The organism is Allocoprococcus similis (assembly GCF_054660775.1).
On sequence record NZ_BAAHSG010000007.1, the window covers coordinates 1 to 25454 of the forward strand.

General features: G+C 39.0%; 21 protein-coding genes and 1 pseudogene. 20 read left to right on the forward strand and 2 right to left on the reverse strand.

Annotation, left to right across the window (positions count from 1 at the left end):
- The 20 genes and pseudogenes from ACYQ5K_RS03860 to ACYQ5K_RS03955 all read left to right on the forward strand — a co-directional run.
- The coding region (locus ACYQ5K_RS03860) for a sugar transferase (RefSeq protein ID WP_459777273.1) at positions 1 to 1157 on the forward strand (1157 nt) is incomplete at its 5' end.
- Positions 1158 to 1477: 320 nt separating this feature from the next.
- Positions 1478 to 3151, forward strand: a complete 1674-nt coding sequence (locus tag ACYQ5K_RS03865) for a phospho-sugar mutase (RefSeq protein WP_173689594.1) — start codon at positions 1478 to 1480, stop codon at positions 3149 to 3151.
- 20 nt (positions 3152 to 3171) lie between these two features.
- On the forward strand, positions 3172 to 4482 hold the full coding sequence (locus tag ACYQ5K_RS03870; RefSeq protein WP_173689595.1) for a sugar phosphate nucleotidyltransferase: 1311 nt from the start codon (positions 3172 to 3174) through the stop codon (positions 4480 to 4482).
- A gap of 21 nt (positions 4483 to 4503) precedes the next feature.
- Positions 4504 to 5469, forward strand: coding sequence for a type I phosphomannose isomerase catalytic subunit (locus ACYQ5K_RS03875; RefSeq protein ID WP_173689596.1), 966 nt, complete (start codon positions 4504 to 4506; stop codon positions 5467 to 5469).
- Between the two features lie 28 nt (positions 5470 to 5497).
- The gene (locus ACYQ5K_RS03880; protein WP_173689597.1) at positions 5498 to 6622 is read left to right on the forward strand and encodes a glycosyltransferase; all 1125 of its coding nucleotides are present in this window, start codon (positions 5498 to 5500) and stop codon (positions 6620 to 6622) included.
- A complete protein-coding gene (locus ACYQ5K_RS03885; protein WP_201856691.1) occupies positions 6623 to 7066 on the forward strand; it encodes an LbetaH domain-containing protein in 444 nt (147 codons plus the stop codon). It begins immediately after the preceding gene.
- Positions 7067 to 7068: 2 nt separating this feature from the next.
- Positions 7069 to 8115 (forward strand): glycosyltransferase family 4 protein, encoded by a 1047-nt coding sequence (locus ACYQ5K_RS03890; protein WP_173689598.1) that lies wholly within the window; start codon positions 7069 to 7071, stop codon positions 8113 to 8115.
- A complete protein-coding gene (locus ACYQ5K_RS03895; RefSeq protein ID WP_195231378.1) occupies positions 8112 to 9203 on the forward strand; it encodes a glycosyltransferase family 4 protein in 1092 nt (363 codons plus the stop codon). The genes ACYQ5K_RS03890 and ACYQ5K_RS03895 overlap by 4 nt, the downstream gene beginning before the upstream one ends.
- A 4-nt stretch (positions 9204 to 9207) precedes the next feature.
- Complete coding sequence (locus tag ACYQ5K_RS03900; RefSeq protein ID WP_459777274.1) at positions 9208 to 10290, forward strand: EpsG family protein; 1083 nt, start codon at positions 9208 to 9210, stop codon at positions 10288 to 10290.
- 12 nt (positions 10291 to 10302) lie between these two features.
- Positions 10303 to 11316 carry a hypothetical protein gene (locus tag ACYQ5K_RS03905; protein WP_173689641.1) on the forward strand — a complete coding sequence of 338 codons (1014 nt, stop codon included), beginning with the start codon at positions 10303 to 10305 and terminating at the stop codon, positions 11314 to 11316.
- Positions 11306 to 12745, forward strand: coding sequence for a lipopolysaccharide biosynthesis protein (locus ACYQ5K_RS03910; protein ID WP_195231377.1), 1440 nt, complete (start codon positions 11306 to 11308; stop codon positions 12743 to 12745). The genes ACYQ5K_RS03905 and ACYQ5K_RS03910 overlap by 11 nt, the downstream gene beginning before the upstream one ends.
- A gap of 50 nt (positions 12746 to 12795) precedes the next feature.
- Entirely contained in the window at positions 12796 to 14043 is a 1248-nt protein-coding gene (locus tag ACYQ5K_RS03915; RefSeq protein ID WP_459777275.1) for an ATP-grasp domain-containing protein, read from the forward strand.
- A 14-nt stretch (positions 14044 to 14057) separates the two neighbouring features.
- Positions 14058 to 15104: an ornithine cyclodeaminase family protein gene (locus tag ACYQ5K_RS03920; protein ID WP_201856669.1), complete on the forward strand. Its 1047-nt coding sequence runs from the start codon at positions 14058 to 14060 to the stop codon at positions 15102 to 15104.
- Positions 15105 to 15106: 2 nt separating this feature from the next.
- A complete protein-coding gene (locus ACYQ5K_RS03925) occupies positions 15107 to 16225 on the forward strand; it encodes a DegT/DnrJ/EryC1/StrS family aminotransferase (protein WP_459777276.1) in 1119 nt (372 codons plus the stop codon).
- 181 nt (positions 16226 to 16406) lie between these two features.
- Positions 16407 to 17291 carry a glucose-1-phosphate thymidylyltransferase RfbA gene (rfbA, locus tag ACYQ5K_RS03930; RefSeq protein ID WP_173688662.1) on the forward strand — a complete coding sequence of 295 codons (885 nt, stop codon included), beginning with the start codon at positions 16407 to 16409 and terminating at the stop codon, positions 17289 to 17291.
- A gap of 18 nt (positions 17292 to 17309) precedes the next feature.
- Entirely contained in the window at positions 17310 to 18329 is a 1020-nt protein-coding gene (rfbB, locus tag ACYQ5K_RS03935) for a dTDP-glucose 4,6-dehydratase (RefSeq protein WP_195231374.1), read from the forward strand.
- Between the two features lie 54 nt (positions 18330 to 18383).
- The gene (locus ACYQ5K_RS03940) at positions 18384 to 19400 is read left to right on the forward strand and encodes an acyltransferase family protein (protein WP_459777277.1); all 1017 of its coding nucleotides are present in this window, start codon (positions 18384 to 18386) and stop codon (positions 19398 to 19400) included.
- Positions 19401 to 19492: 92 nt separating this feature from the next.
- On the forward strand, positions 19493 to 20566 hold the full coding sequence (locus ACYQ5K_RS03945) for an acyltransferase family protein (protein ID WP_173688659.1): 1074 nt from the start codon (positions 19493 to 19495) through the stop codon (positions 20564 to 20566).
- Between the two features lie 162 nt (positions 20567 to 20728).
- Positions 20729 to 20998: pseudogene (locus tag ACYQ5K_RS03950) on the forward strand (VOC family protein); the annotation flags it as partial.
- Between the two features lie 2 nt (positions 20999 to 21000).
- Positions 21001 to 21810, forward strand: coding sequence for a hypothetical protein (locus ACYQ5K_RS03955; RefSeq protein WP_459777278.1), 810 nt, complete (start codon positions 21001 to 21003; stop codon positions 21808 to 21810).
- 116 nt (positions 21811 to 21926) lie between these two features.
- On the opposite strand, the gene ACYQ5K_RS03960 is transcribed toward ACYQ5K_RS03955, so the two are convergent.
- On the reverse strand, positions 21927 to 22469 hold the full coding sequence (locus tag ACYQ5K_RS03960; protein ID WP_173688658.1) for a Uma2 family endonuclease: 543 nt from the start codon (positions 22467 to 22469) through the stop codon (positions 21927 to 21929).
- A gap of 377 nt (positions 22470 to 22846) precedes the next feature.
- Positions 22847 to 25195, reverse strand: a complete 2349-nt coding sequence (locus ACYQ5K_RS03965) for an NUDIX hydrolase (RefSeq protein ID WP_459777279.1) — start codon at positions 25193 to 25195, stop codon at positions 22847 to 22849.
- Positions 25196 to 25454 lie beyond the last annotated feature (259 nt).

The window sequence follows — 25454 nt, forward strand, 5'->3', positions numbered from 1 at the left end:
TCAAAAACTTTGATTACCCCTATTTGTTTGCAATGAAAGAGTCAAGCAATTACTCGCGAATTGTCACATTTGCATTCCTGATCATATCGATCTGCGTATTATATATAGGAAGGATTTTGTTGAAAAAATGGCTTTCCAAGCACAGAGGCCCTGCATCAGGGAAAAGAGCGATCCTTCTGATCGGTGGAAAAAAGAATTATAAAGAAATTGTGGAGGCATTTACCGGCAATCCCTACAGTGAGTTTCATGTAATGGGAATTGGAATTATTGATGCAAAAGAAAATGAAATTCCAAATTATCATGGATTCCCGGTATTTTGTGGAGAGAGTGCGATTGAAGATTTTGCACAGCTGAACTGGGTGGATGAAGCACTTTTCAGTATTCCGACAGAGCTTGCGCTTCCGGATAAACTGATTGGAAATTTCGGTATCATGGGAATTACCGTACATATCAAGCTGGCAAGAGTTGCAGATGATTCTTCCAACCAGATTGTAGAAAAGCTGGAAGGATATACGGTGCTTTCGACAAGCATCAATATGGTAAGCACTGCTCAGCTGATCTTCAAAAGGACGATGGATATCTGCGGAGGACTGGTTGGAATGCTGCTGACAGGGATTATCTTTATCTTTGTAGCACCGATCATTTATATCAAGTCGCCGGGACCGATTTTCTTCAAACAGGTGCGAATCGGTAAAAATGGTAAGAAGTTCAATATTTACAAATTCCGAAGCATGTATATGGATGCGGAAGAGCGGAAGAAAGAACTGATAGCGCAGAACAACATCAAAGATGGTATGATGTTCAAGATGGATAATGATCCACGTATCATCAAGGGAATCGGTAATTTTATCCGTGATTACTCTCTGGATGAATTTCCACAGTTCTGGAATGTACTCAAAGGCGATATGAGCCTTGTGGGAACCAGACCGCCGACAGTGGACGAGTGGGAGAAGTATGAGATGCATCACCGTTCCAGACTGGCATTCAAGCCGGGACTTACCGGTATGTGGCAGGTCAGCGGAAGAAGTAATATCACAGACTTTGAAGAGGTTGTAAGACTGGATACCGAATATATTAAGAAGTGGAGTCCGGGGTTGGATATTAAGATTCTGTTTAAGACCGTGGCAGTTGTGCTGGGGAAGGTTGGATCGAAGTAGAGAAGAAATGAAATAGATGTCAAAGAATAAATGACGAGTGCTAAACATGTGGTTTATTCTTTGACGTAAAGTACAAAATAGATAAGTTATAAATTTAAAGTTAGAGTGTGGCGAATAAATATACGCCAGAGAAATGCGGAAAAAGATGCGACTGATTTTATTGAGTAAACCAGTCTTAATAATGATGAGTGGGAAAAGACTGGGTGATGAACGCACTAGGAATTAGAGAGAAATACTATCTGTAAAGAGCAGATGCGTACATAGATATAAAGATTCTTTTAAGGGTTTGGTTCGAGAAGGACCGAAGGAGTAAATAAATTATGGATATTAAAAAGGAATACGAGCGGTGGCTGGTGAATGCAACTGCGGATGCAGATGTTGCCGTTGAACTGAAAACGCTGGATGATACAAAAATTGAGGATGCTTTTTATCGTGATCTTACTTTTGGCACCGGTGGGTTGCGTGGTGTAATTGGTGCAGGCACCAATCGGATGAACGTCTACACCGTAGCGAAGGCTTCTCAGGGTCTGGCTGATTATCTGAAAAAGAACTTCACAGAGCCGTCTGTGACCATCGGCTATGACAGCCGTATCAAGAGCGATGTGTTTGCAAAGGTGGCTGCGGGCGTGTTCGCAGCCAATGGTGTTAAGGTCAATATCTGGCCTGCCCTGATGCCGGTTCCGACCGTGTCCTTTGCGACCCGTTATCTGCACACCTCTGCCGGTGTCATGGTGACGGCTTCTCACAACCCCAGCAAGTATAACGGCTACAAGGTCTATGGTGCTGACGGCTGCCAGATCACCACTGAGGCCGCTGCTAAGATTTTAGCTGAGATTGAAAAGCTGGATGTTTTTGCAGATGTCAAGAACAGTGACTTTGAAGCAGGTATGGCAAACGGCAACATTCAGTACATTTCGGACGAGGTCTACACGGCCTTCGTGGAGCAGGTCAAGAGCCAGTCTGTTCTCTTTGGCGAAGAAGTCAATAAGGATGTGGCTATCGTATACAGCCCGCTGAATGGCACCGGTCTGAAGCCCGTGACCCGCACCCTGAAGGAGATGGGCTACACCAACATCACGGTGGTCAAGGAGCAGGAGCAGCCGGACGGAAACTTCCCGACTTGCCCATATCCCAACCCGGAAATCAAGGAAGCCATGGTACTTGGCATGGAGTATGCCAAGAAGTGTAATGCTGACTTGTTGCTGGCGACCGATCCCGACTGCGACCGTGTGGGCATTGCCGTCAAGAACAAGGCAGGAGAGTATGAGCTGCTGACCGGCAACCAGACGGGTATGCTTTTGTTTGACTACATTTGCAACCAGCGCGTAAAACACGGCAAGATGCCTGCTGATCCGGTTATGGTCAAGACAATTGTTACCATGGATATGGGCGAGCAGATTGCTACCCATTATGGCCTGCGTACCATCAACGTGCTGACCGGCTTCAAGTTCATCGGTGAGCAGATCGGCAAGCTGGAACAGCAGGGCAGGGCCCACAGCTATGTGTTCGGCTTTGAGGAGAGCTACGGCTACCTGACCGGCTCCTACGTCCGGGACAAGGACGGTGTGGACGGTGCCTACATGATTTGCGAGATGTTCAGCTACTATGCAACCAAGGGAATCAGCCTGCTGGATAAGCTGAACGAGCTGTACAAGGCCTACGGCTACTGCCTGAACACCCTGCACAGCTACGAGTTCGACGGCAGCGCCGGTTTTGCCAAGATGCAGAGCATCATGCAGGCATTCCGTGGCAATATCAAGGAGTTCGGCGGCAGGAAGGTCGTCAAGCTGCTGGACTACGCACCGGGTCTGGACGGTCTGCCCAAGTCCGATGTGCTCAAGTTCCTGCTGGAAGACAACTGCTCCATCGTGGTGCGCCCCTCCGGCACTGAGCCGAAGCTCAAGACCTATATCTCTGTCAGTGCAGAGAACAAGGAAGCCGCCGAGAAGGTGGAAGCAGAAATTCGTAAGAGTGCTGAAGAATTCTTGAAGTAAAGATAGAGGAGAAAAACAAAATGAATATTATTTTACTTTCTGGTGGTTCAGGTAAGCGTCTCTGGCCTCTTTCTAATGATGTGCGCAGTAAGCAGTTCATCAAGCTGTTCAAGAATGATGACGAGTATGAATCTATGGTGCAGCGTGTCTATCGTCAGATTACTACGGTAGATGCTGACGCAAAAATCACCATTGCAACGAGTAAATCGCAGGCAAGTGCAATCAAGAACCAGCTGGGTGAGAAGGCTTCTATTTGTGTAGAGCCTTGCCGCCGCGATACATTCCCTGCCATTGCACTGGCGGCAGCCTATCTCCACGATGAGCTGGGCGTTGATGAGAATGAAGCAGTTGTTGTCTGCCCGGTTGACCCGTATGTGGATAACACCTATTACGAAGCTGTCAAGACTCTGCAGGTGCTTGCGGAGCAGGATGGCGCAAATCTGACCCTGATGGGCATTGAGCCGACCTATCCTAGCGAGAAGTATGGTTACATTATCCCGGAAAGCGGCGAAAATGTCAGCAAGGTTAAGGAATTCAAGGAAAAGCCGGATGTGGAAACAGCTAAGAAATATCTGGCTCAGAGTGCGCTGTGGAATGCGGGTATCTTTGCGTTCAAGCTGGGCTATCTGCTGGACAAAGCACACAGCATGATCGACTTTGAGGATTATCGCGATTTGTTCAATAAATATGATACCCTAACCAAGATCAGTTTCGACTATGCTGTGGTCGAGAAAGAGTCCAGCATTCAGGTTTTGCGTTATAGTGGCGACTGGAAAGATGTCGGCACTTGGAACATGATGTCGGAGGTCATGGCAGATAAGACTAAGGGTAAAGCTATCTTGGATGAAACCTGCGAGAACACCAATGTGGTGAACGAGCTGAATATCCCGATTCTCTGTATGGGTTGCAAGGATATGATTGTTGCCGCCAGCGGCGATGGTATCTTGATTGCTGATAAAGAACGTAGCGGTTATATGAAGCCTTATGTGGAAAAAATCGAGACTGAGGCAATGTATGCTGAGAAGTCTTGGGGTACTTATACGGTTATTGATGTGCAACCGGGTTCCATGACGGTCAAGGTTTCCATGAGAGCTGGCGAACGCATGACGTATCACATGCATAACTACCGTGAGGAAGTGTGGACGGTTGTTTCTGGTAAAGGTAAGGCAATTGTTGACGGTATGGAACAGGTATTGCGCACTGGCGATGTAATTACCATTGCAGCAGGTTGTAAGCATACAGCCGAAGCTATTACGACACTGGATATGATTGAAGTTCAGCTTGGTGAAGAAATCAGCGTCGCAGATAAGATTAAATTTCCGATGGAATAAAAAACAGTGGGAGACAGAGTAATGGAAATCATGAAATTGATTCCGACGGGTAAAGATTATTTGTGGGGTGGTACTCGACTTCGGGAAGAATATGGTAAAAAGATTGATCTAACACCATTAGCAGAAACTTGGGAGTGTTCGGTTCATCCGGACGGTCCAAGTTATGTGGCAAATGGTACATATAAAGGAAAAACACTGGCTGAAGTGCTGAAAGCCCATCCGGAATACCTTGGCACAAAAGTAGAAAACGGGGAGCTTCCGGTTCTGGTTAAGTTTATCGATGCCAAGAAAGACCTCTCAGTACAAGTTCATCCTAGTGATGAGTATGCAAGAGAGCACGAAGGCGACAACGGCAAGACTGAAATGTGGTATGTCATTAATGCTGACGAAGGAGCCAGTCTGATTTATGGTTTCCAGCATGAGATGACGGAAGGAATTCTCCGGAAAGCAGTTGAAACCGGAACGTTGGATAAACATCTGCAAAAGGTTCCAGTTCACAAGGGCGATACTTACTTTGTTCCGGCTGGTACAGTACACGGCATTGGGAAGGGAATTCTTGTAGCTGAAATACAGGAAAGCTCCAATGTAACTTACCGTGTCTACGACTATGACCGTGTGGATAAGAATGGCAAAAAGCGTGAACTGCATTTTGACAAAGCTGTGCAGGTCATGAACATGAAGGTTGCACCGGATGTGAGCCAGAAACCGAGAATGGTGAAGTACTATTCTGGCTGTTCCCGCGAATTGCTCTGCCGCTGCAAATATTTTGAAATAGAAAGAATACAAGTAACGAAAGGCTTTGCATTCTCTGTTATGGATGCATCTTTTCAGGTGTTAATGTGCTTGGATGGATATGGTGAAGTGCAGACGATGGATGCGGAACAGAAGCCGATGCGGTTCAGCAAAGGTGAAACACTGTTTTTACCTGCAGGACTGGGCAGATGTTTGACCGTTGGTGATGCAGAGTTGATTAAAGTTCGATGCTGATAATTTGCGGTGAGAGGAATAGAAAATAATGAAGAAAATTTTACATATATCAAAATATTATTATCCCTTTTCAGGTGGCACTGAGCAAATTGCAAGAGATGTAATTTTAGCACTTAAGGGTGAGCATGAGCAAAAGGTTATTGCGTTTAATGATGGTAAAGAAGACAAACTCGATATTGTTGATGAAATTGAAGTAATAAAATGCGGCTGTTTTACAAAGATTGCAGCACAGTCGCTGTCAGCATCGTATGGAAAGCACTTACATAAAGTTATGAAGGAATTTAATCCTGATATTGTAGTTTTTCACTATCCAAACCCATTTGTTGCAGCTTTATTGCTGAGAGAACTGAAAAACTCGAAAGCCAAACTCGTAGTGTATTGGCATCTTGATATTGTTCGGCAGAAGTACTTGAAGTTGTTGTTTGCTCCACAAAATAGAAGTTTACTTACTCGTGCAGATAAAGTTATAGCGACATCTCCGAATTATATAGAGGGAAGCAAATGGCTTCAGTCAGTAAAAGAGAAGTGCATTGTTGTGCCGAACTGCATTAATGTAGAACGAATGACAATCACATCAGAAATAGAAAAACGTGCGGCAGAGATTCGGGAAGAAAACAAGGATAAGACGATATGCGTCGCAGTTGGACGTCACACTGAATATAAGGGGTTCACTTACTTGGTTCAAGCTAGTAAGCTTTTGGACGATAAATTCCGAATTTTTATTACTGGAAAAGGTGAATTAACGGAAAAGCTTCATGAAGAAGCGAAAGGTGACGCCAAAATTGTTTTTACAGGTCGCATTGATGATGTGGAGTTAAAAGCGTTAATTTTAGCGTCTGATATATTTTGTTTTCCTTCTATTACAAAGAATGAAGCATTTGGCTTGGCACTGGCAGAGGGAATGTACTACAAAAAACCGGTAGTTACATTTACCATTCCGGGCTCTGGTGTCAACTATGTTAGTTTGAATAAAGTGACAGGAATCGAAGTTGAAAATCGTAATGTAGAAAAGTATGCAGATGCTATGAAGACACTCGCTCAAAATAAAGAATTAAGCTTGAAATATGGCAAGGCAGGAAAAGAGCGAGTTGAAAACAACTTTTTGTCAACACAGTTTTGTAACAATATTAAGAAGCTGTTTGCAACTTTTTAAATGCAGGAGAATGATATAACGGTATTTTGGAAAATAGCGCATTCCCTTTATAAAGTGGGGGGACTGACTCCGCTTGTGCGTATGTTCGAATTTTTAAATTATTGGATATGCGCAAATGCTGTTTCAGCTAAAGCTGAGATTGGATCCGGTACAAAGTTCTGGCATAGAGGACTTGGCTACACAGTTCATTATAAGGTGAAGATTGGTGAAAGTTGCAAGATTCTCCATAATGTGATGATTGGTGCGAAGTTTAAAAATGGATTGCCAGATGAGGATGTTCCGACAATTGGAAATAATGTGTTTATTGGAACAGGTGCGGTGATAGTTGGAAAAATAGGAAACAATGTAATTGTTGCTGCAAATTCTGTTGTAACGAAGGATGTGCCAGATGATTGTTATGCACTGGGGACTCCAGCAGAAATAAAGAAGATAAGGAATATATAGCGATGAAAGTAATAATCAATGGACGTTTTTTGATTCATAGAGTTACTGGTGTAGAGCGATATGCAAGAGAAATATTATCAGAACTGGATAAAATAATTGAGCCAGAGGGTATTGAAATGGCTGTTCCACCAGAGGTTAAAGATATCCCAACTTATAAAAATATCAAAGTAGTAAAACTAGGAAAACTACACAACAGATTATGGGAACATCTCTCTTTTCCATGGTATGTTCATAAAAATAAAGGCATTTCATTGAACTTATGTAATGTTGCACCACTTCCGGCACCGGGGATTGTATGCATTCATGATGTCAAAGTAAAAGCAACCCCGCAGTATTTTTCAAAAAAATTTTTGCTGTGGTATGATTTATTGCTTGGCAATGCAACAAAAAGGGCTAGGAAAATTATTACGGTGTCAGAGTTTTCTAAGTCTGAAATTGTGAAGTATTTCCAAATAAATCCAGATAAAATTACGGTGATTCCTAATGCATGGCAGCATTATAAAAAAATCGAATATGATGAAGATGCACTTAATAAGTATGATCTGAAAAAAAATAACTACTATTTCTCTATGTGCAGCTTAGAGCCTAATAAAAACTTTAGGTGGATTGCGGAAGAAGCAAAAAGAAATCCTAACTGTGTATTTGCAGTTGCAGGATCAATTAATAAAAAAGTATTTGCAGATGGTATGGGATTTGAATGTCCCAATAATATGAAGCTACTTGGTTATGTTTCTGATGAAGAAGCAAAAACTTTAATGAGGGACTGCAAGGCGTTTTTATTCCCAACTTTTTATGAAGGGTTTGGAATTCCACCGTTAGAAGCAATGAGTGCAGGAGCAAAAAATGTTTATGTGTCTGATGCAGCTGTAATGCATGAAGTATTTGAGGATAGTGTGCACTATATTAATCCATATAAATATAATGACGTTTTTGATGACAATGTGGTAGATACGGAAGAATGCATCAGGAAAGTGTTATCAAAATATAGTTGGAAGAAATCAGCGGAGATTTTGTCTGCTGTAATTAGCACAATGAGAGGCGGACAATGAAAAAAGTAATATTTGTTATTTTAGGTCTGGATTTTTCAGGAGCTGAAAATGTCCTTATACAGTACCTTGATGGAAATAGTGAGATTGATCCATATTTTGTTTTTATATATGAAGGAAATGCAGCTCAACACTTTAGCGAAAGATTTGGAGCAAGCAAGGTTTTCCAGTTGAAGATATGTTATATCAAAAATGAATTGCGTTTTCTGCCGAAAGTCACGCAATATAGATTAAAGCATGCTTTGATGACAGTTATTGAGCAGTTGAGGCCTGACGCTTTTTATTTTAATAATACACATGAAGTGATTCTTTCTCGAAAAATTGTGAGAGAATTAAAAGTTCCCTGTATTGGACATGTACATGATATGCAGGCTTCAATCGGAACAGTTTGTAAGAGGTATGAAGCAAAAAGAGCTTTTGATGAATTAGATGTGGTTTTAACTGTATCAGAAGCGTGTAAAAAATCGTGGAATTGTAACCGAATGAAAGTTGTTTATAATGGCGTTTCAGATGATTATTTTACAACAGATAAATTAATTAAGAAAAATGATCCAATCGTAGTGGGATATGTTGGCATGATATCTAAACGAAAAGGATTTGATATATTAGTAAAAGTCATTGAATCTATGGGAGATAATATAAAGTGGAAAATTGCGTACAACCTTATAGAAGATAGTTGCCAAGATTTATTAAATTGTATCAAAGATAAAAAAAATGTGCAGTTTTTTTTAAGGCTCAATAGCTCTGAGATGAAGGCTTTTTATGATGCAATCGATATTTTGCTTGTTCCAAGCAGGCAGGATCCATTACCTACGGTAGCTATTGAAGCAATGGCACGAAAAAAACTCGTATTGGGTTCTAATACGGGTGGTATTCCAGAGCTTCTTGGTTCAAAAAGATATTTATTTAAAGTTGAAGATTCAAGTTCAATAGAAACTATGCTGTCTGAATATTGTAACAAAGATACATATGAATTCAGTAGCTATGTAGAAGAACAGTGGCAACGGGCATATGGATTGTTTAGAAGTTTTAGTAAAAGAACATATGTTAATTCAATTATTTCTGGACAATTAAAGGAGGATAGAGTATAGAACAATGATTTATTGGATATTTGCTTTTATAGCAACTGGTTTCGCTTATTTATCAGTTCATGTAAAAGGCAGAAAACTAAAAATAATAGAGGGGCAAACAATTGTTTATCCGGATAAGATTTCATTTGGATTATCTTTTTTAGTGTACTTTATCCCAGCAGCAATTCGGTATGGAATCGGACAGGATTATTTTTATACATATGCTCCTACTTTTAGGTGGATTGCGAATAAAGTCATAAATTCAGAAACTCACTCCTTAATCAGATATAATGAATGGGGGTTTACGGCACTTAATAAAATAATTGCATGTTTTACATCGGATTATCAATGGATCTTTGTAATTACTGCTTTGATTTCGCTTATCCTTGTATATCAAAGTATAAAAAAAGATTCTGTAAACATTCCATTTAGCGTTTTGATGCTAGTACTGGGTTCGTATTACTTGGCTAGTTATAATTTTGTCCGACAATGTATTGCAATTGCAATATTTGCGTATTCTTTGAGGTATGTTGAAGAACGAAAACCTATGCAATATTTTATTTGTGCAGCTCTTGCAACGACTATGCATACAATTTCAATTATATATTTTCCGTTCTATTTTCTTGGAAATATAAAGTTGAAAAAGAAAATCTATTACATATTGCCAATAGCAGTTATTGGCATTCTAGCAATCTCTCAGCCATTTGTAATAAGAATTATTTCGTTAACAAGATTCTCAAGGAATATTAGATTGGGACAACATTACAATTTATTTTTATCAGCAGTTGTATTAATAGTATATTATGCCACGATTGTTGGATTTAATGAAAAAGATAAGAGATATAGAATATATGCAAATGATTTGCTGATAGCGACGTGTTGTATCGGTATAAGTTCATTTACAGGTGCGACAGATCGTTTGATATATGCATATTATTATATAAATTTTTTAAGTATTCCATATGTTTTTAAATATGCTAAGTGGGGGAAAAATGCAAAGTTGATAAAACTGGCAATTATTATAGTGCTAATCGGTTTATGGATATTTGAACATATATATTATGACCAGTTTTCGGTGCTTCCGTATGAAAGCATAATTAAATGGTAAGGGAGAATTTATATGAAACCATATTTGATAGATGTACCGGTAAAAGTTAACATTTGGACACGTCCGGAGTGTCAGCGCAAGCAGTTTGAAGTTATTAAACAGGCGAGGCCAAGTATTCTCTTTGTAACATCAGATGGCGGTAGAAATGAAAGAGAGTGGCAGTTGATTTATCAAAACAGAAAGATTTATGATGAGGAAATTGACTGGGAATGTATAGTATACAAATTATATATGGATAAAAATTTAGGCCTTTATGCAATGGGTCAGAAACGTGAAGAGTTAATTTGGAACACTGTAGATAGATGTATCATGTTGGAGGATGATATATTACCATCCGTTAGTTTTTTTAAGTATTGTGCAGAACTTCTTGAAAAGTATAAAGACGACGAAAGAATTGAATGTATTTGTGGCATGAATCACTTGGGTAAAAGCGAAAATGTTACAGCGGATTACTTCTTTTCTAGACAAGGTTCCATTTGGGGGACAGCAGTGTGGAGAAGATCTATTATTAATAGGGGGGGATTTTCCTATTACGAAGACCCATATGTCATGAGTCTATTAAAGCAGCGAACAAAGAAAAATCCTATTGCTTGGAAGCGTCTGTGCGCATATGGACAGAATGAGAAATATGAGGGTCATGTGGCTGGATCAGAGTTTTGGTATGAATTTGATATGTACGCTCAAAATAGACTTCAAATAATTCCTAAATACAATTTAGTGAGTAATATTGGTTGCAACAAAGAGTCAATGCATATGGATGAAATTAAGCAAATGCCGAAGGGCTTTAGAAGGGTACTTAATATGGAAACACATGAAATTGAGTTTCCAATGAAACATCCACACTATATTATACCTGATGTAGATTATGAACAAAAAAGAAATAGAATAATGGCCTACAATAAACCATTGATTTCTTTGTATAGAAGAATTGAAAGAGTATATCTAAAGCTTGTTAATGGTGAAACGGATTATATAAAGAATAAGATAATTAGTAAAATTAAGAGGAAACAAATTGATGAAAAATAAAGGTGGACATATCGAAAAATCAAAATATTCATATTTGTTACAGAATACAATTTTGTTGTCTTTAGCATCTTTTGGATCAAAATTTTTATCTTTCTTCTTAGTTCCTTTATATACTAATGTTTTATCTACGGCTGAATATGGGATGGCAGATATTATTACTACGAGTTCTACTCTTTTAGTGTATGTATTGACAATTAATATTGGCTCTTCAGTGTTACGATTTGGTATTGATAAAAATGAAAAATCTGATAGGGTTTTTTTATACGGAGCAAGGATTGACAGTTTTGCCTGTGTAATATTAGCGTTTGGCTTAGTACTGATATATTTATTGCATTTATTTAATTGGGAAGGATATTATTATATATTTCTTTGGCTTGTTTTTGCAGCAGAAACATTTGAAACATTGGCAAACCAATTCCTGCGCGCAATAGATAAAGTCCGAGTGATGGCAGTCTCATCCTTGCTCGGAACAATAGTACGATTAGCATCTAATCTTCTCTTTCTTTTAGTCTTGAAATGGGGAATGTTTGGATATTTGTTGTCACTAGTGATAGGTCCAAGTCTTGCAACTGCTTATGCATTGATTCATATTTTGCCATTGAAAATTGAAAAAGTTTCGCATGAATATAAAAAGAATCTACATTCTGAAATGCGAAAGTATGCAATACCAACAATGTTTGGACAACTAGGATGGTGGATTAATAATAGTTTAGACAAGTATTTTGTTATATGGTTAAAGGGTGCGGCAATAAATGGACTGTACTCTATTTCTTATAAATTGCCAAGTATTATGTCCATGGTATGCAACATTTTTGGTCAAGCGTGGGGAATATCAGCCATAAGAGATTTTGATAAAGAAGATAAGGATGGTTTCTTTAGCAATACCTATGAATTATTTAATTTTGTGTTGGTGCTTTGTTGTTCAGGATTGATACTGAGTAATATACTTATTTCTAAGATTTTGTTTGCAAAAGAGTTTTTTATCGCATGGAAGTATGCACCAGTTTTAATTTTGGCAATGTTGTTTAGTGGATTGAGTAGTTTTTGGGGTGGTATTTTTAATGCAGTTAAGAAAAACGAAGTTATTGCATGGACAACGGTATCAGCAGGTGTTATTAATGCGATTTTTAATGCGGTCTTAATACCAACCTTTGGAGCAATGGGGGCTGCTATTGCAACGTTGCTATCATTCTATTCGATGTGGGGGTTGCGATATCTTGCATCTAAAAAATACATTAGTTGCCATAACAATATTTTAAAACATCATTTAATGTATTCGCTAATAGTAGTACAGATTATATTTGGTTATCAGGAAAATCATTTTTATATGGGGCAAATTTTAATTATTGTATTTATGGTATTACTAAACAGAACAGTAGCCACAAAAGTTTTCAAAGCTGTTTTACAGAAGTTAAAATGGATACGCTAGATGAAATAAGAGCATAACTGATTAAGTACTAATGGAAAGAGAGGAAATTTATGAAGCAAAAGCTTTTAATTCTTGGTGGAACCGCCCAACAGATAAAGTTGGTTGAGGCAGCTAAAAAGATGGGTGTATACACAATTGTTACAGATTATCTTGTAGATTCTCCTGCAAAGAAAGTCGCAGATGAAGCATGGATGCTTAATATTAAAGATGTAGATCAGATTGTTGAACGATGTAAAAAAGAGCAAATGAATGGTGTCATTTGCGGATACATTGACCCGTGTCAAAGACCTTATCAACAAATCTGTGAGGCACTTAATTTGCCGTGTTATGGAACAAAAGATCAGTTTTTCTATATGACTGATAAGCACGCATTCAAAAAAATGTGTGTGGAGAACGGCGTTGATGTTATTCCTGAGTACACGGAAGAAGAAGCCTTATCTGGACGAGCAATCTTTCCATTGTTTGTTAAGCCGGTTGATAGTAGAGGATCGCGTGGACAGTCCGTGTGCTACACGGTAGAACAACTCAAAAATGCAATTAGCTTTGCAAAAAGCGAATCTTCAAATGGGGATATCCTTATCGAAAAATATATGAAGGCTGCTCATGAGTTTCAGGTTACATATTTCTTTGTGGATGGTGAAGCTTATTTGATCAGAACGGTAGACAGTTACTGTGGTTCTGAGGAAAATCACCTTGAAAAAGTTGTGGCATGCGCTGTTTCTCCATCAAGATTTACAGATGAATATTTGAAAACGGCACATCAAAATGTCGTGAAAATGTTTAAAACAATGGGATACAAGAACGGTCCGATTTTTATGCAAGGGTTTGAAGACAATGGTAAATTTAGGTTTTTTGATCCAGGCCTGAGATTTCCGGGTGTTGATTACGAAAGAGTGTATACCAAAGAATTTGGCATTGATTTGATGGAAGCAATGGTTCATTACGCATTAGAAGGTAATTGCGGTTATGTAAAGCCGTTGGATGACGGTGTTAATCTGAATGGTAAGCGTGCAGCGGTTTTGTTCCCTACGTTAAAAGCAGGTAAAGTTGCAAAAATGCAGGGCTTCGACCGGACTGATAATTGTAAAGTGGTTTCGCTGATTCCAAGATGTGAGATTGGAAGTGAAATTTCTTGGAGTTACGACGTAAATCAAAGAATGGCCGAAGTGGATATTTTGTGCGCTGATACGGAAGATCTTAAAAGTGAGATTTCAAAGTTGCAGGATAGTATGCTGGTATTTGATGAGCTTGGTAATAATATGCAATACGAAAAGTTTTCAGTAGATAGGATTTTATGAGGGGAGGGGTTTTCTTGAAAAACGATTTAAATGTCAAGCTGATATCCATGGAAGATATTATGGAAGCAAAATGCTGTGATATTCAGGAAGTTATTAGGGTAATTGAAGAAGTTCTTGTTGATTATAAAAATGGTGGAGTTATGCTTCCAGATAAAATTTCGCAAATCTTTAATCTGGAAACGCAGGATAGAATTAACTGCATGCCATCAACATTGATGAAGGACGGTGTTTGTGGAATTAAATGGGTATCCGTTTTTCCAGAAAACCCACATAAGTTTTCATCTCAGAATGTTTCCGGCGTAATTATTTTATCAGAATTGGAGCAGGGATTTCCGATTGCGGTAATGGATGGCACGCTGATTACTGCATTACGCACGGCTTGTATGGGGGCAATTGGGGCAAAATATTTAGCTCGTAAAGATAGCCATATATATGGAACGATTGGCTCTGGAGAACAAGCAAAGGCTCACTTTGTTGCGATTAAACAGATGTTCCCGCAAATAGATACTTGTTATGTGGCATCCAGAAGTGGAAAAGGGGAAAATCAATTTATTGATATAATGAAAAAAAAGTATCCTGATGTCGATTTTATACCGTGTAATTCTGATTATGACAAGACCGCCCAAAACGCCGATATAATTGTTACAGCGGTTAGTTGCCAAGAACCTCTTCTAAAAGCAGATGCTGTAAAAAATGGAACCTATTACTGCCATGTAGGTGGATGGGAAGATGAATACGCTGTACCGCAAAAAGCAACAAAAATTGTATGTGATGATTGGCATTCTTTAAAGCATAGGGGTTCACCAACCATTGCCCGGATGTATAAAGACGGATTGCTAAAAGATAGCGATATATATGCTAATATAGCCGACATTATAGACGGAACAAAGCCTGGTCGGGAAAATGATGATGAAATTTGCTATTTCAATTCCATCGGTCTTTCTTTTGTTGATGTTAGCGTTGCATACAGTTTCTATAAGAAAGTGCTGAATAGTAATCTAGGAAAAGACTGGAAGATTCAGGAAACAGATGTTACAGATGCATTGTTAAAGAGTATCTGATTGTGGAGGGAAATATGGATAATAAAATTTTAGTTACTCGTTCATCTATGCCGACTCTTGACGAATATGTTGAAGAGATTCGTTCTATTTGGGACAGCCATTGGCTAACCAACATGGGGGTAAAACACAGACAGTTGCAGTCCGAATTAGAGGAATACTTAGGAATACCGCATGTGGCTCTTTATACAAATGGCCATTTGGCATTGGAGAATGTTATCGCAGCGCTGAACCTGCCAGAAGGCGGTGAAGTGATTACTACACCGTTTACTTTTGCATCTACTACACACGCAATTGTTCGAAATGGCTTGGTTCCAGTTTTCTGTGACGTTTATGAGAAAGATTATACTATTGATGTCACAAAGATTGAGAGCCTTATTACGGATCGTACGGTTGCTATTGTGCCTGTACATGTTTACGGAAATCTTTGTGATGTAGAGGAAATTGATAGAATTGCAAAGAAGTATGGCCTGAAAGTCATCTATGATGCTGCTCATGCTTTCGCTGTAAAATTCAAAGGTGTATCTTCTGCATGCTTTGGTGATGCATCAATGTTCAGCTTCCATGCTACAAAAGTATTCAATACCATTGAAGGCGGTGCAGTCTGCTTCAAAAATGATAGCTGGGTTCAATTGCTGAATGATCAGAAGAACTTTGGTATTCATGGACCTGAATCAGTGTGCTTTGTTGGTGGTAATGCCAAGATGAATGAGTTTCAGGCAGCAATGGGGATTTGCAATCTGCGCCATCTGAGCGATGAAATTGTAAAGAGAAGGAAAGTAGTAGAGCGTTATCGCGAGCGTCTGTCTTGTGTAGAAGGCATTCAGCTTAGTGTTATTCAGGAAAATGTGGAAAGTAACTATGCGTACTTCCCAGTTGTTTTCGACGGCTATAAGTATACTCGTAATGAAGTCTTTGCGATGTTGGAAGAGCAGGGCATCACGGCGAGAAAGTATTTCTATCCGCTAACCAATAGTTTTGAGTGCTATCGTAATTATCCGACTGCTGGAACGGAGAAAACTCCTGTGGCACAGCATTTGGCACTGCGTGTGCTGACCTTGCCGTTGTATGCAGATCTTGCACTGGAAGATGTTGATCGTATCTGCGATATCATTCTCGGTTAAGAGAAACCATAAAACACAAACAAAAATAGATGAGAACGCCTGTACGCTTTTAGATACAGGCGATGCTGCTCGAATTACATACCTCTTCGTTGTGAGCAGTAGGCAACGTAATGTCTATTACGGCAGAAATGTATTAAAGCTTAATAACAATTTGTGATTAATATAGAAAGTGGGAAAACTAATGAAGGGAATTATTTTAGCGGGGGGTTCAGGTACACGTCTTTATCCATTAACTAGGGTGACAAGCAAACAGTTGTTACCTGTGTATGATAAACCGATGATTTACTACCCGTTGTCAACATTGATGCTTGCCGGAATTCGAGATATCTTGATTATTTCTTCACCGCAAGATACACCGAGATTTCAGGAGTTGCTGGGAGATGGAAAACATTTCGGAACTAATTTATCATATGCTGTACAACCAAGCCCTGATGGTTTAGCGCAGGCGTTCATCATTGGAAAAGAGTTTATTGAAAATGATGCTTGCGCAATGGTACTTGGAGATAATATTTTCTATGGTGGATGGTTTAGAAAAAACTTGTCTGATGCAGTACATAATGCAGAAAATGGATATGCAACTATTTTTGGCTACTATGTCAAAGACCCTGAGCGGTTTGGCATCATGGAATTTGATAAGAATAAAAATGTGATTTCTGTTGAAGAAAAGCCGAAGAATCCGAAATCAAACTATTGCATTACAGGCTTATATTTCTATCCTGCTGGTGTGTCTGAAATGGCAGAGCAGGTTGTTCCTTCAGCACGTGGAGAGCTTGAAATAACCACATTGAATGACATGTATCTTAAGCAGGAAAAGCTGAAAGCACAGATTTTGGGTCGTGGGTTTGCTTGGCTGGATACTGGTACGATGGACAGCTTGATGGAAGCGTCCACCTTTGTTCAGACGGTTCAGAATCGACAGGATATGGTAATTTCTGCACCAGAAGAAATTGCTTACCATGAGAAATGGATTGATAAAGAAAAATTGCTCGAATCTGCGAATGCTTATGGAAAGTCTCCTTATGGCGAACATCTGAGAAGAGTGGCAGAAGATAGAATTATTTTTTGAAAGACGAGGAAAAAGAGAATGAATATTATTGTTACCGGCGGCGCTGGTTTTATTGGTAGTAACTTTGTGTTCCATATGCTGAAAAAATACCCGGATTACCGGATCATCTGTTTGGATAAGCTGACCTATGCAGGCAATCTGTCCACACTGGCACCTGTTATGGATAACCCGAATTTCCGCTTCGTGAAGGCAGACATCTGCGACCGTGAGGCTGTGGATAAACTGTTTGAAGAAGAGCATCCGGACATTGTGGTAAACTTCGCGGCGGAGTCCCATGTTGACCGTTCCATCGAGGATCCGGGCATCTTCCTCCAGACCAATATCATTGGTACCAGTGTGCTGATGGACATTTGCCGCAAGTATGGTATCCAGCGTTATCATCAGGTTTCTACCGATGAGGTTTATGGCGACCTGCCGCTGGATCGTCCTGACCTGTTCTTTACTGAGGAGACTCCTATTCACACCAGTTCTCCGTACAGCAGTTCCAAGGCTGCCGCTGACCTGCTGGTTCTGGCTTACCACCGTACATACGGCCTACCGGTGACCATTTCTCGTTGCTCTAACAACTATGGACCGTATCACTTCCCGGAGAAGCTGATTCCGCTGATGATTGCTAATGCTCTGGCTGACAAGCCGCTGCCTGTTTATGGCGAGGGCCTGAACGTCCGTGACTGGCTGTATGTGGAAGATCACTGCAAGGCCATTGATCTGATTATTCACAAGGGTCGTGTTGGTGAAGTCTACAACGTCGGTGGTCACAATGAGAAGCAGAACATCGAGATTGTAAAGATCATCTGCAAGGAACTGGGCAAGCCGGAAAGCCTGATTACCCATGTAGGTGATCGTAAGGGTCACGATATGCGGTATGCCATTGACCCGACTAAGATCCACAATGAGCTGGGCTGGCTGCCGGAGACTAAGTTTGAAGATGGAATCAAGAAGACCATTCAGTGGTATCTCGATAACCGTGAGTGGTGGGAGACCATCATCAGCGGTGAGTACCAGAATTACTATGAGAAAATGTACAGCAACCGCTAATTGAGGAAATGAAAATAATAATATATTGACGAAAGAAACAGGAGAGATATAATCTTGAGAGCAGAGCAGAGCAGAGCAGAGCAGAGCAGAGCAGAGCAGAGCAGAGCAGAGCAGAGCAGAGCAGAGTGGTTAGCAACGCTTAGAGGGATTGCTGCATTGCTTGTTTACATATCACATCTTAAACTGATGGTTACGCAGAACTTGTTGTTTACAATTGGTAGAGTTGGTGTAACGATTTTCTTCTTGATAACGGGATATTTAACCTATACATCCTATAAAAAAAGAACTGGAATGCAATATTTGGTAAATAGGCTATTTCGCATGTATCCGGAGTATTGGGTGCTTTTAATGGCTGCATTTATATTTCAGATAAAGAATGTTTCTGCACCGTGTTGGATGGCAAACATAACATTATTTAATGAGTTTATGGGATACGGAAACATTCTTGGAGCAAGCTGGATGATGCCGATACAAATTTGCTTTTTTGTTTTTATTTTTTTCTTTAAAAAATATGTGGTGAAAAGCAATGCTCCAAAATATTGGATTCTTTTTTGGGGGATGGTATCGTTGGGAGCAGGCTATTTAAGGTATGCTACGGGAAAACCTATACCAACAGCGTTTCCATTGCTATTCTTAGTTGCTTTATTGGGAATTGAATTCTTCATTCAAGAGAATGGTAAGAAGCAGAAAGCGGATAGTATGTGTTGTCTGGTGATATTTGAAGCTGTTTTAATTATGTCAACAAAGCTATCTTATGACAATTGGTTATATTATGTGGTTGCATATAATATAGGAATTGTACTTTTTGTATTTATGAGGAAACGAGAATGGAAGAGCAAGCTTTTAATCATGCTTGGAGAAATAGGATTTCCTTTTTTTCTTTGCTTTGACATTATATTTTCAATTATGGTTCGGTTTGGAGTATGTGAAGAAAATCAATATATGTCGGTTAGTGCATGCATAATACATTTTGTTTTGTCTCTTGCCTTTGCTGTGATCGTGACAAAATGGGTTGAAAAGCCTATATTAAGATATGGCAAAGCCTTAGAAAGAAAAATGGCATCAAAATAATAGATTGCGCAAATAAAACGAAAAGTGACATTTTGATAGAATAAAATTATTCGAGCAATATACGGTGTCAACTACAATGTGAGGAAGATTAAATGGAAACAAAATTGATTAAAGACAAAAATTTGAGGGGGGGAGTACGGAGTTCTAATATTGAACTTTTCAGAATCCTTTCAATGCTGATGATCGTAGCCCACCATTATCTTGTGAATTCAGGGTTACTTGATTGCATTGATGCACAGGCAAGTTTGCATTTTCAGGATTATTTTCTTTTGCTATTCGGATGGGCAGGAAAAACAGGTATTAATTGCTTTGTTTTGATTACTGGATACTTTATGTGTACATCGCATATTACCAAAAAGAAGTTTGGTAAATTATTGGCCGAAAGATATTTTTATGCCATTGCATTGTGGTGTATATTCTTCTTTACTGGATATGAAGCATTTTCAGCCAAAGGTTTCTTGAAGATGATATTTCCATTTTTCACGGTGGCAGATAACTTTACCAGTTGCTTTTTACTGTTTTACTTATTGATTCCGTTCTTGAATAAGTTGATTCATGCTCTAACAGAAAAAGAACATTTCTGGTTAATGGTGTGGTGTCTGGGAGTTTATGTGGTTCTGCCGTCTTTTGCAAAAGCAAATGTTGTATTCAACTATGTAACATGGTTTAGTATCCTCTTCATAATTGCATCGTATATTCGTCTTTATCCGAAAGACTGGTTTAGTAATACGAAGATTACGGGAACGCTGATGATTGCGTCGTTGATTATATCATGGGGAAGTGTTGCGGTGTTAGCTACGCTTAGTCGCATGGTAGGGAAAAACATCGGGTTCAGCTATTTCTTTGTATCTGACTCTAATAAGGTCTTAGCTTTAGCGACAGGTGTTAGTGCCTTCCTATTTTTCAAAAATATAAAAATTGGATATGACAAGATTATCAATACAATTGCTGCCTCTACATTTGGAGTATTATTGATTCACGCTAATAGTAATACCATGCGGCGATGGTTGTGGCAAGATACGTTTAACAATGTTGGTGCTTATGAGGCTGGAAATGCGGTGATTCACGCTGTTGTGAGTGTGATACTGATTTATGTGGTATGTACAGTAATTGATATATGCAGAATCAAACTGCTTGAAGCACCACTCATGAAAAAATTGAAATAATCGGAAGACACCTGGTACGGCATGAGCTACCACGAGGATGTCGCAGCAGTAAAGGATAGCTTCAAGAAGATGCTGGAGAATGGTGTGTACAAGACTGATTTATTTGCAGACTTGTGATATACTTAAACAACTATAAAAGGAAAAATATTATCACCATGCTCAGAACGAAAGGACTGGAAGCTGGATCTTCGTGTTAATGAATATACAGAGCTGGAGATTTTCGCTGAGAAAAATTCTCCGAAGCGTGTGAACTGTCCAGAGGCCTGTGGACTGCGTCATCTTGCATTTTGCGTAGACAGCGTGAAGCAGATAGTGAATGAGCTGGCGGAGATAGGCATTGAATGTGAGCCGATCCGAGTTGACGATTTTACCGGCAAGAAGATGACTTTTTTTTATGACCCAGACGGATTGCCGCTGGAACTGCACGAATAATCATGGGAGAGAAAAGAACACATAAATCTCGGAAGCCCGGTGGAGGCCGGAAGAAGCTGAAGCCAGAATACGATGCAGGAAAGAATTTGAAAGAGCAGATGGATGGTGCTATGGTTCTCTATAATTCAAATGACTCCCTGCAGGTCATCGCCGACGCTTTGAACTTGAATCCTATCAAGGTGAGGAAGCTCCTCATCACGGCTGGTGTGTATGAATCAGAAATGGCGGAGAAGGTACGGGATACCTTTGAGGAGTACCGAGAAACAGAGTGCTATAAAGAAGCAATCCTCTCAACCGCAAATACTCTTCAGCTTTCCAAAGCCTCCGTTACCTCGTACTTACCATATCAGAAAGGTGTGTACTTCTCAAGTACAGCAGCCAAAGAGCAGATCAGTGTTGGAGCTGAGCGGCAGCGGAGATACAGAGCAATGAAGCGGTGGAGGGCTGATCCGACAGAAGAAAACTTCTGGGGAGTGGTTCTGGCTTATGCCGGGGTAAAATTTAAAACCTACTCAGGATTGCCATTTTCTTATGAAATTAGAAAAGGCAGAAATGGACAATACACGAAAGAACTGTGGATTGACAGGCGGGAGAAGAGTAAAAGTCTGGCATGGAGTTCGGTGTTATTGGCACTACGGAATATTAAAAAGGTGGGGAAAGTGGTTGATCGTCCTAAAGCTCTGGGCGATATCCGAGGCGTGACTTACATATACGGAATGTTCTACCGGTTTGGTCTGATTGATGTACCGGATGAAGTGAAGAGAAGATTTTCTTGCAGGACTGTTGACGGGAAATACAGATTGGGTGGTTAAGTCAAACATGGAAGCCAGCGAGGGATTCACGGATATTATCATTGAACCACAAAGAAAAAAATAGCACTCGGAAATCAGTCACAAAGTATTGTTGATTTCCAGGTGCTATTTAAGGATTAAAGTTGAATTTGAGAGAAGTCAATAACTAAATCAGAATAAAGACCAGCTTTTACCTGATCGGAAAAAGTAAATTCGTTGTTATCATCTGTTTCAAAGTTCCAGACAGTGATCCGGTTCTTTATTGGATCCACAATCCAGTATTCTCGGACACCAGCAGATCGATATTTGAATAGTTTTATAGAATAGTCCATGCGTCTGCTGCCAGGGGATACAATCTCCATAATCCAATCCGGTGCACCTGTGCACCCATTATCTGTAAGTTTGTTTTTATCACAAATTATGCTGATATCCGGCTCAACATAGTTTTTATCATTCTCATTTAGAAAAACAGCAAATGGAGCAATATAAATTTTACAGGATCCCTTCTTTGAATCAATATAGTCTGCAATCTTACGGTATAACGTTCCGGTAATTTCCTGATGTAGTCTGCTCGGCGGTGCCATGTAATAAATATGACCGTCAATCAGTTCGGCTCTGGTTCCTTCTGGAAGCTTGTAAATATCGTCGGTTGTATAAATCTGCTCTTTTGGTAATGGCATAGAAGAATACTCCTTTCTTGAACGTATAAAATGTAAAGAATATGGCTACTCAGATTCGCGAAGAATTCTTTGCTTAATAGCTTCTTTAATATAGCCGTTAGCTGATTCGCCGGCTATTGCTGCAACCGTTTTGATTTTGTTATATAATATAAGTATAACATTTAATCAATGCTGTGTACATAGTCAAAAGCGACAAAAACTACGTATTGAAAATGTGGTAACAAATACAGTTGGAATGTTTGTTGGATGGCTGATATGGAAGATAGTATGTAAGTGCCTCAAAACATGGCAGAGTGCAAAATAGCAGTTCGTCTGCTACAATGTACCCAACATGAATTGAGGCAATTTTTTATAGATGATATTTAGAGTTAAATACTTTAGTTTATATGTGATTGATATAATGCATATGCGCTCAAAGAAAATCTATCATCAATTTTCCCCTGACGAATCCAATCATCCATTTTATTGACAGGAATTTCTATAATCTGTTTAATTCCTTCGTGAATTTGCTGGTTCTGTTGAAAAGATTCGATTTCTACCAAATATACATCAACCCTGTTGCCTGTAAGTCCGCTGTCAGAAATTACGTTTCCGAGCAGAATTGGCTCATTGACGATGGTTGCGCCTATTTCTTCTTTTAGCTCTCTTGCCGCATTTTCAGATGAAGTTAAATTATCTTCTGAAAATCCTCTTGGAAAACTATACTGCATTTTTCTTGGTGCGTGTCGATACTGATTTAGCAATAAGAAGTTATTTTTGTATTTCGGTATCATAACAACCCCGTTTTTTCCGTTTGGTGAAACAATTCGTTCGTAAGGGAAGAACTTTTTCGGAGTCTCGGAATTACTGTTTTTTATAGGATCTACAATCAGTGTATTGAAATTACTCTGATATACGACTCCGAATTTATAGCCATATAATTCTTCTAACTGCATCAGATATTTTGTTATTGATTCATCATTCACATCTGCAATCGGATATATCGAAGAATTTTTAAATAAATCTTCATGAGCCCCATTCTTTTGGTATTTGATGTATTTTTTTAGTTCAGGTGAAAGGACTAATGAAATAGGAACCGATTTATTTCTTTTTTCACCGGCCGCAATGTCTCCCATGCAGTTATTGTTGTAAATAGCTGGTTTGGCAAAAGAAATATCGATAGCATCTTTGATTAGTTTGCCTATATCTCCAAGTGCATCTGACAGAGAAGATAGTACTGGAAACACATGGGCAAGCCCAGAGGTGACCGCTTCACTGACGATCAAAAGAAACAACCATTCCAGTGCCTGACCGGCGACTGATTTTAGACCGGCAGGAATATGGATCCATTTTATGCATGGCAGTAGAGCCAGTTTCTTTGTGGTAGAAAATGCTGTCATATATATCTGAAGCTGATCCTGAAACAGATCTAAGCAACGATCAATGGCAAAAGCCAGAAACAGACATATGATTGCAAGTAACAGGTGTTTTCTTATTGAGGCATGAATTTCTTTTTTATGGTGTTGAACTTTCTTGTTGAAATTGTATTCATATCGATAAATAATGCTTTCATTTTCCGCTGTTGTTTTATATGACACGTATCCTGTGTAGCGAGCCGCTATTTTGAACCTGGGTAAAGCTTTCAGCTGTTCAAATTCTTTAAAATACATTGTTTCATCTAATAAATATTTTTCATCAGCAAGATTTCCATCATGCCAGTCCTGGTTTAAACGATTAAAAAAGTCAGAACGAAAAGTTATTTTTTCACCGCTGAAATTCTCGGACAATTCATTTACATCATAATGCTTTGTAACATTACATATACTTAGCTCGCAGGCGTAATTATAGCAGATATTGATAATTGCCTCTGCATATTGATATGGAGTTTTGCATTTGGATGCATCTTCTTTGAATTTTTGCTTTATTTTATGTAAATAAACAGATCGGTCATTATTACCATTTTGATAACATGAGAGATTCTTTATAATATGGATTGCTTTATCCCATAATGGATCTTGCGGATTTTCAAATTCAGTTACAAATGTAATAATATTTTGCATTTTTAGTTTTTTATATTCTTCGGGAGCTTTCGGAGGAATATAAATATCGTGTAATGCGCTCAAACGTAGTACGGTTGAGAGCAGCCAATATAATTTTTGCAATATATTACGCATTTCCTGTACGACAGACTCTTTTGAATGGTTGACAGTTTTTTCATCGAATAAAGAACTTTGTTTTAAAATTTTCTTTTTTTTCTGAGTTTCTTCTGAGTTTTCCGGGCTTATGGTTTCATCGTATACAAGCTCTTCAAATAGTTTGATCAGCTCATGTTCGGAGCGATTTGTACCTGTAGAATACTCAAATATTTCAGAAAGATCTGAATATAATAAACTTCGTTTGATTAAGGACAAAAGTCTTCTTTGAGAAGATTTTACAGGCAGTGCAGAATAGATAAATTGTTTTTCTGATTCAACAGAGTTGATTAAATACTGGGATAAACTTCGTATATCACCATACTGGGATATGCGGATTGCGCCATTTTCAAAAAGTCTGATAAAATATTTCTGGTATTCGGAATCTTTTAATAAACTAAAAAATCCTCTGGAATCCACTAATTGATTATAGGTTAGCACGACAATATTTCCGTTGTTGACAATTTCATTATATAAAGCTTTTTGTCCGGCTATTATTTCTTCATCTGTTTTTCTTACTGAATCGAGTTCAAATAAATATACGTATTCCCTCATAGAGTAGTCCTTTCTGCTTATCAGTTATTTTTAAGTATCTGATATACATAATTTTCGGCTATAATCTTCGGTGTGTCAACTACTTAAATATTGTTGGGATGGATATTCTGCTTGGAAAATGAGAAAATGGGATTAGTAAAAAAGAAAATTTTAAGAAAAAAGTAGTGGTTTTACGTATTTAGGGCTAGCCGACGCGCTAGCGTCTTGGTACAATCTAAGTATAACTATGGTGGAAGGCTTGGAGGCACTAAATGAAAAA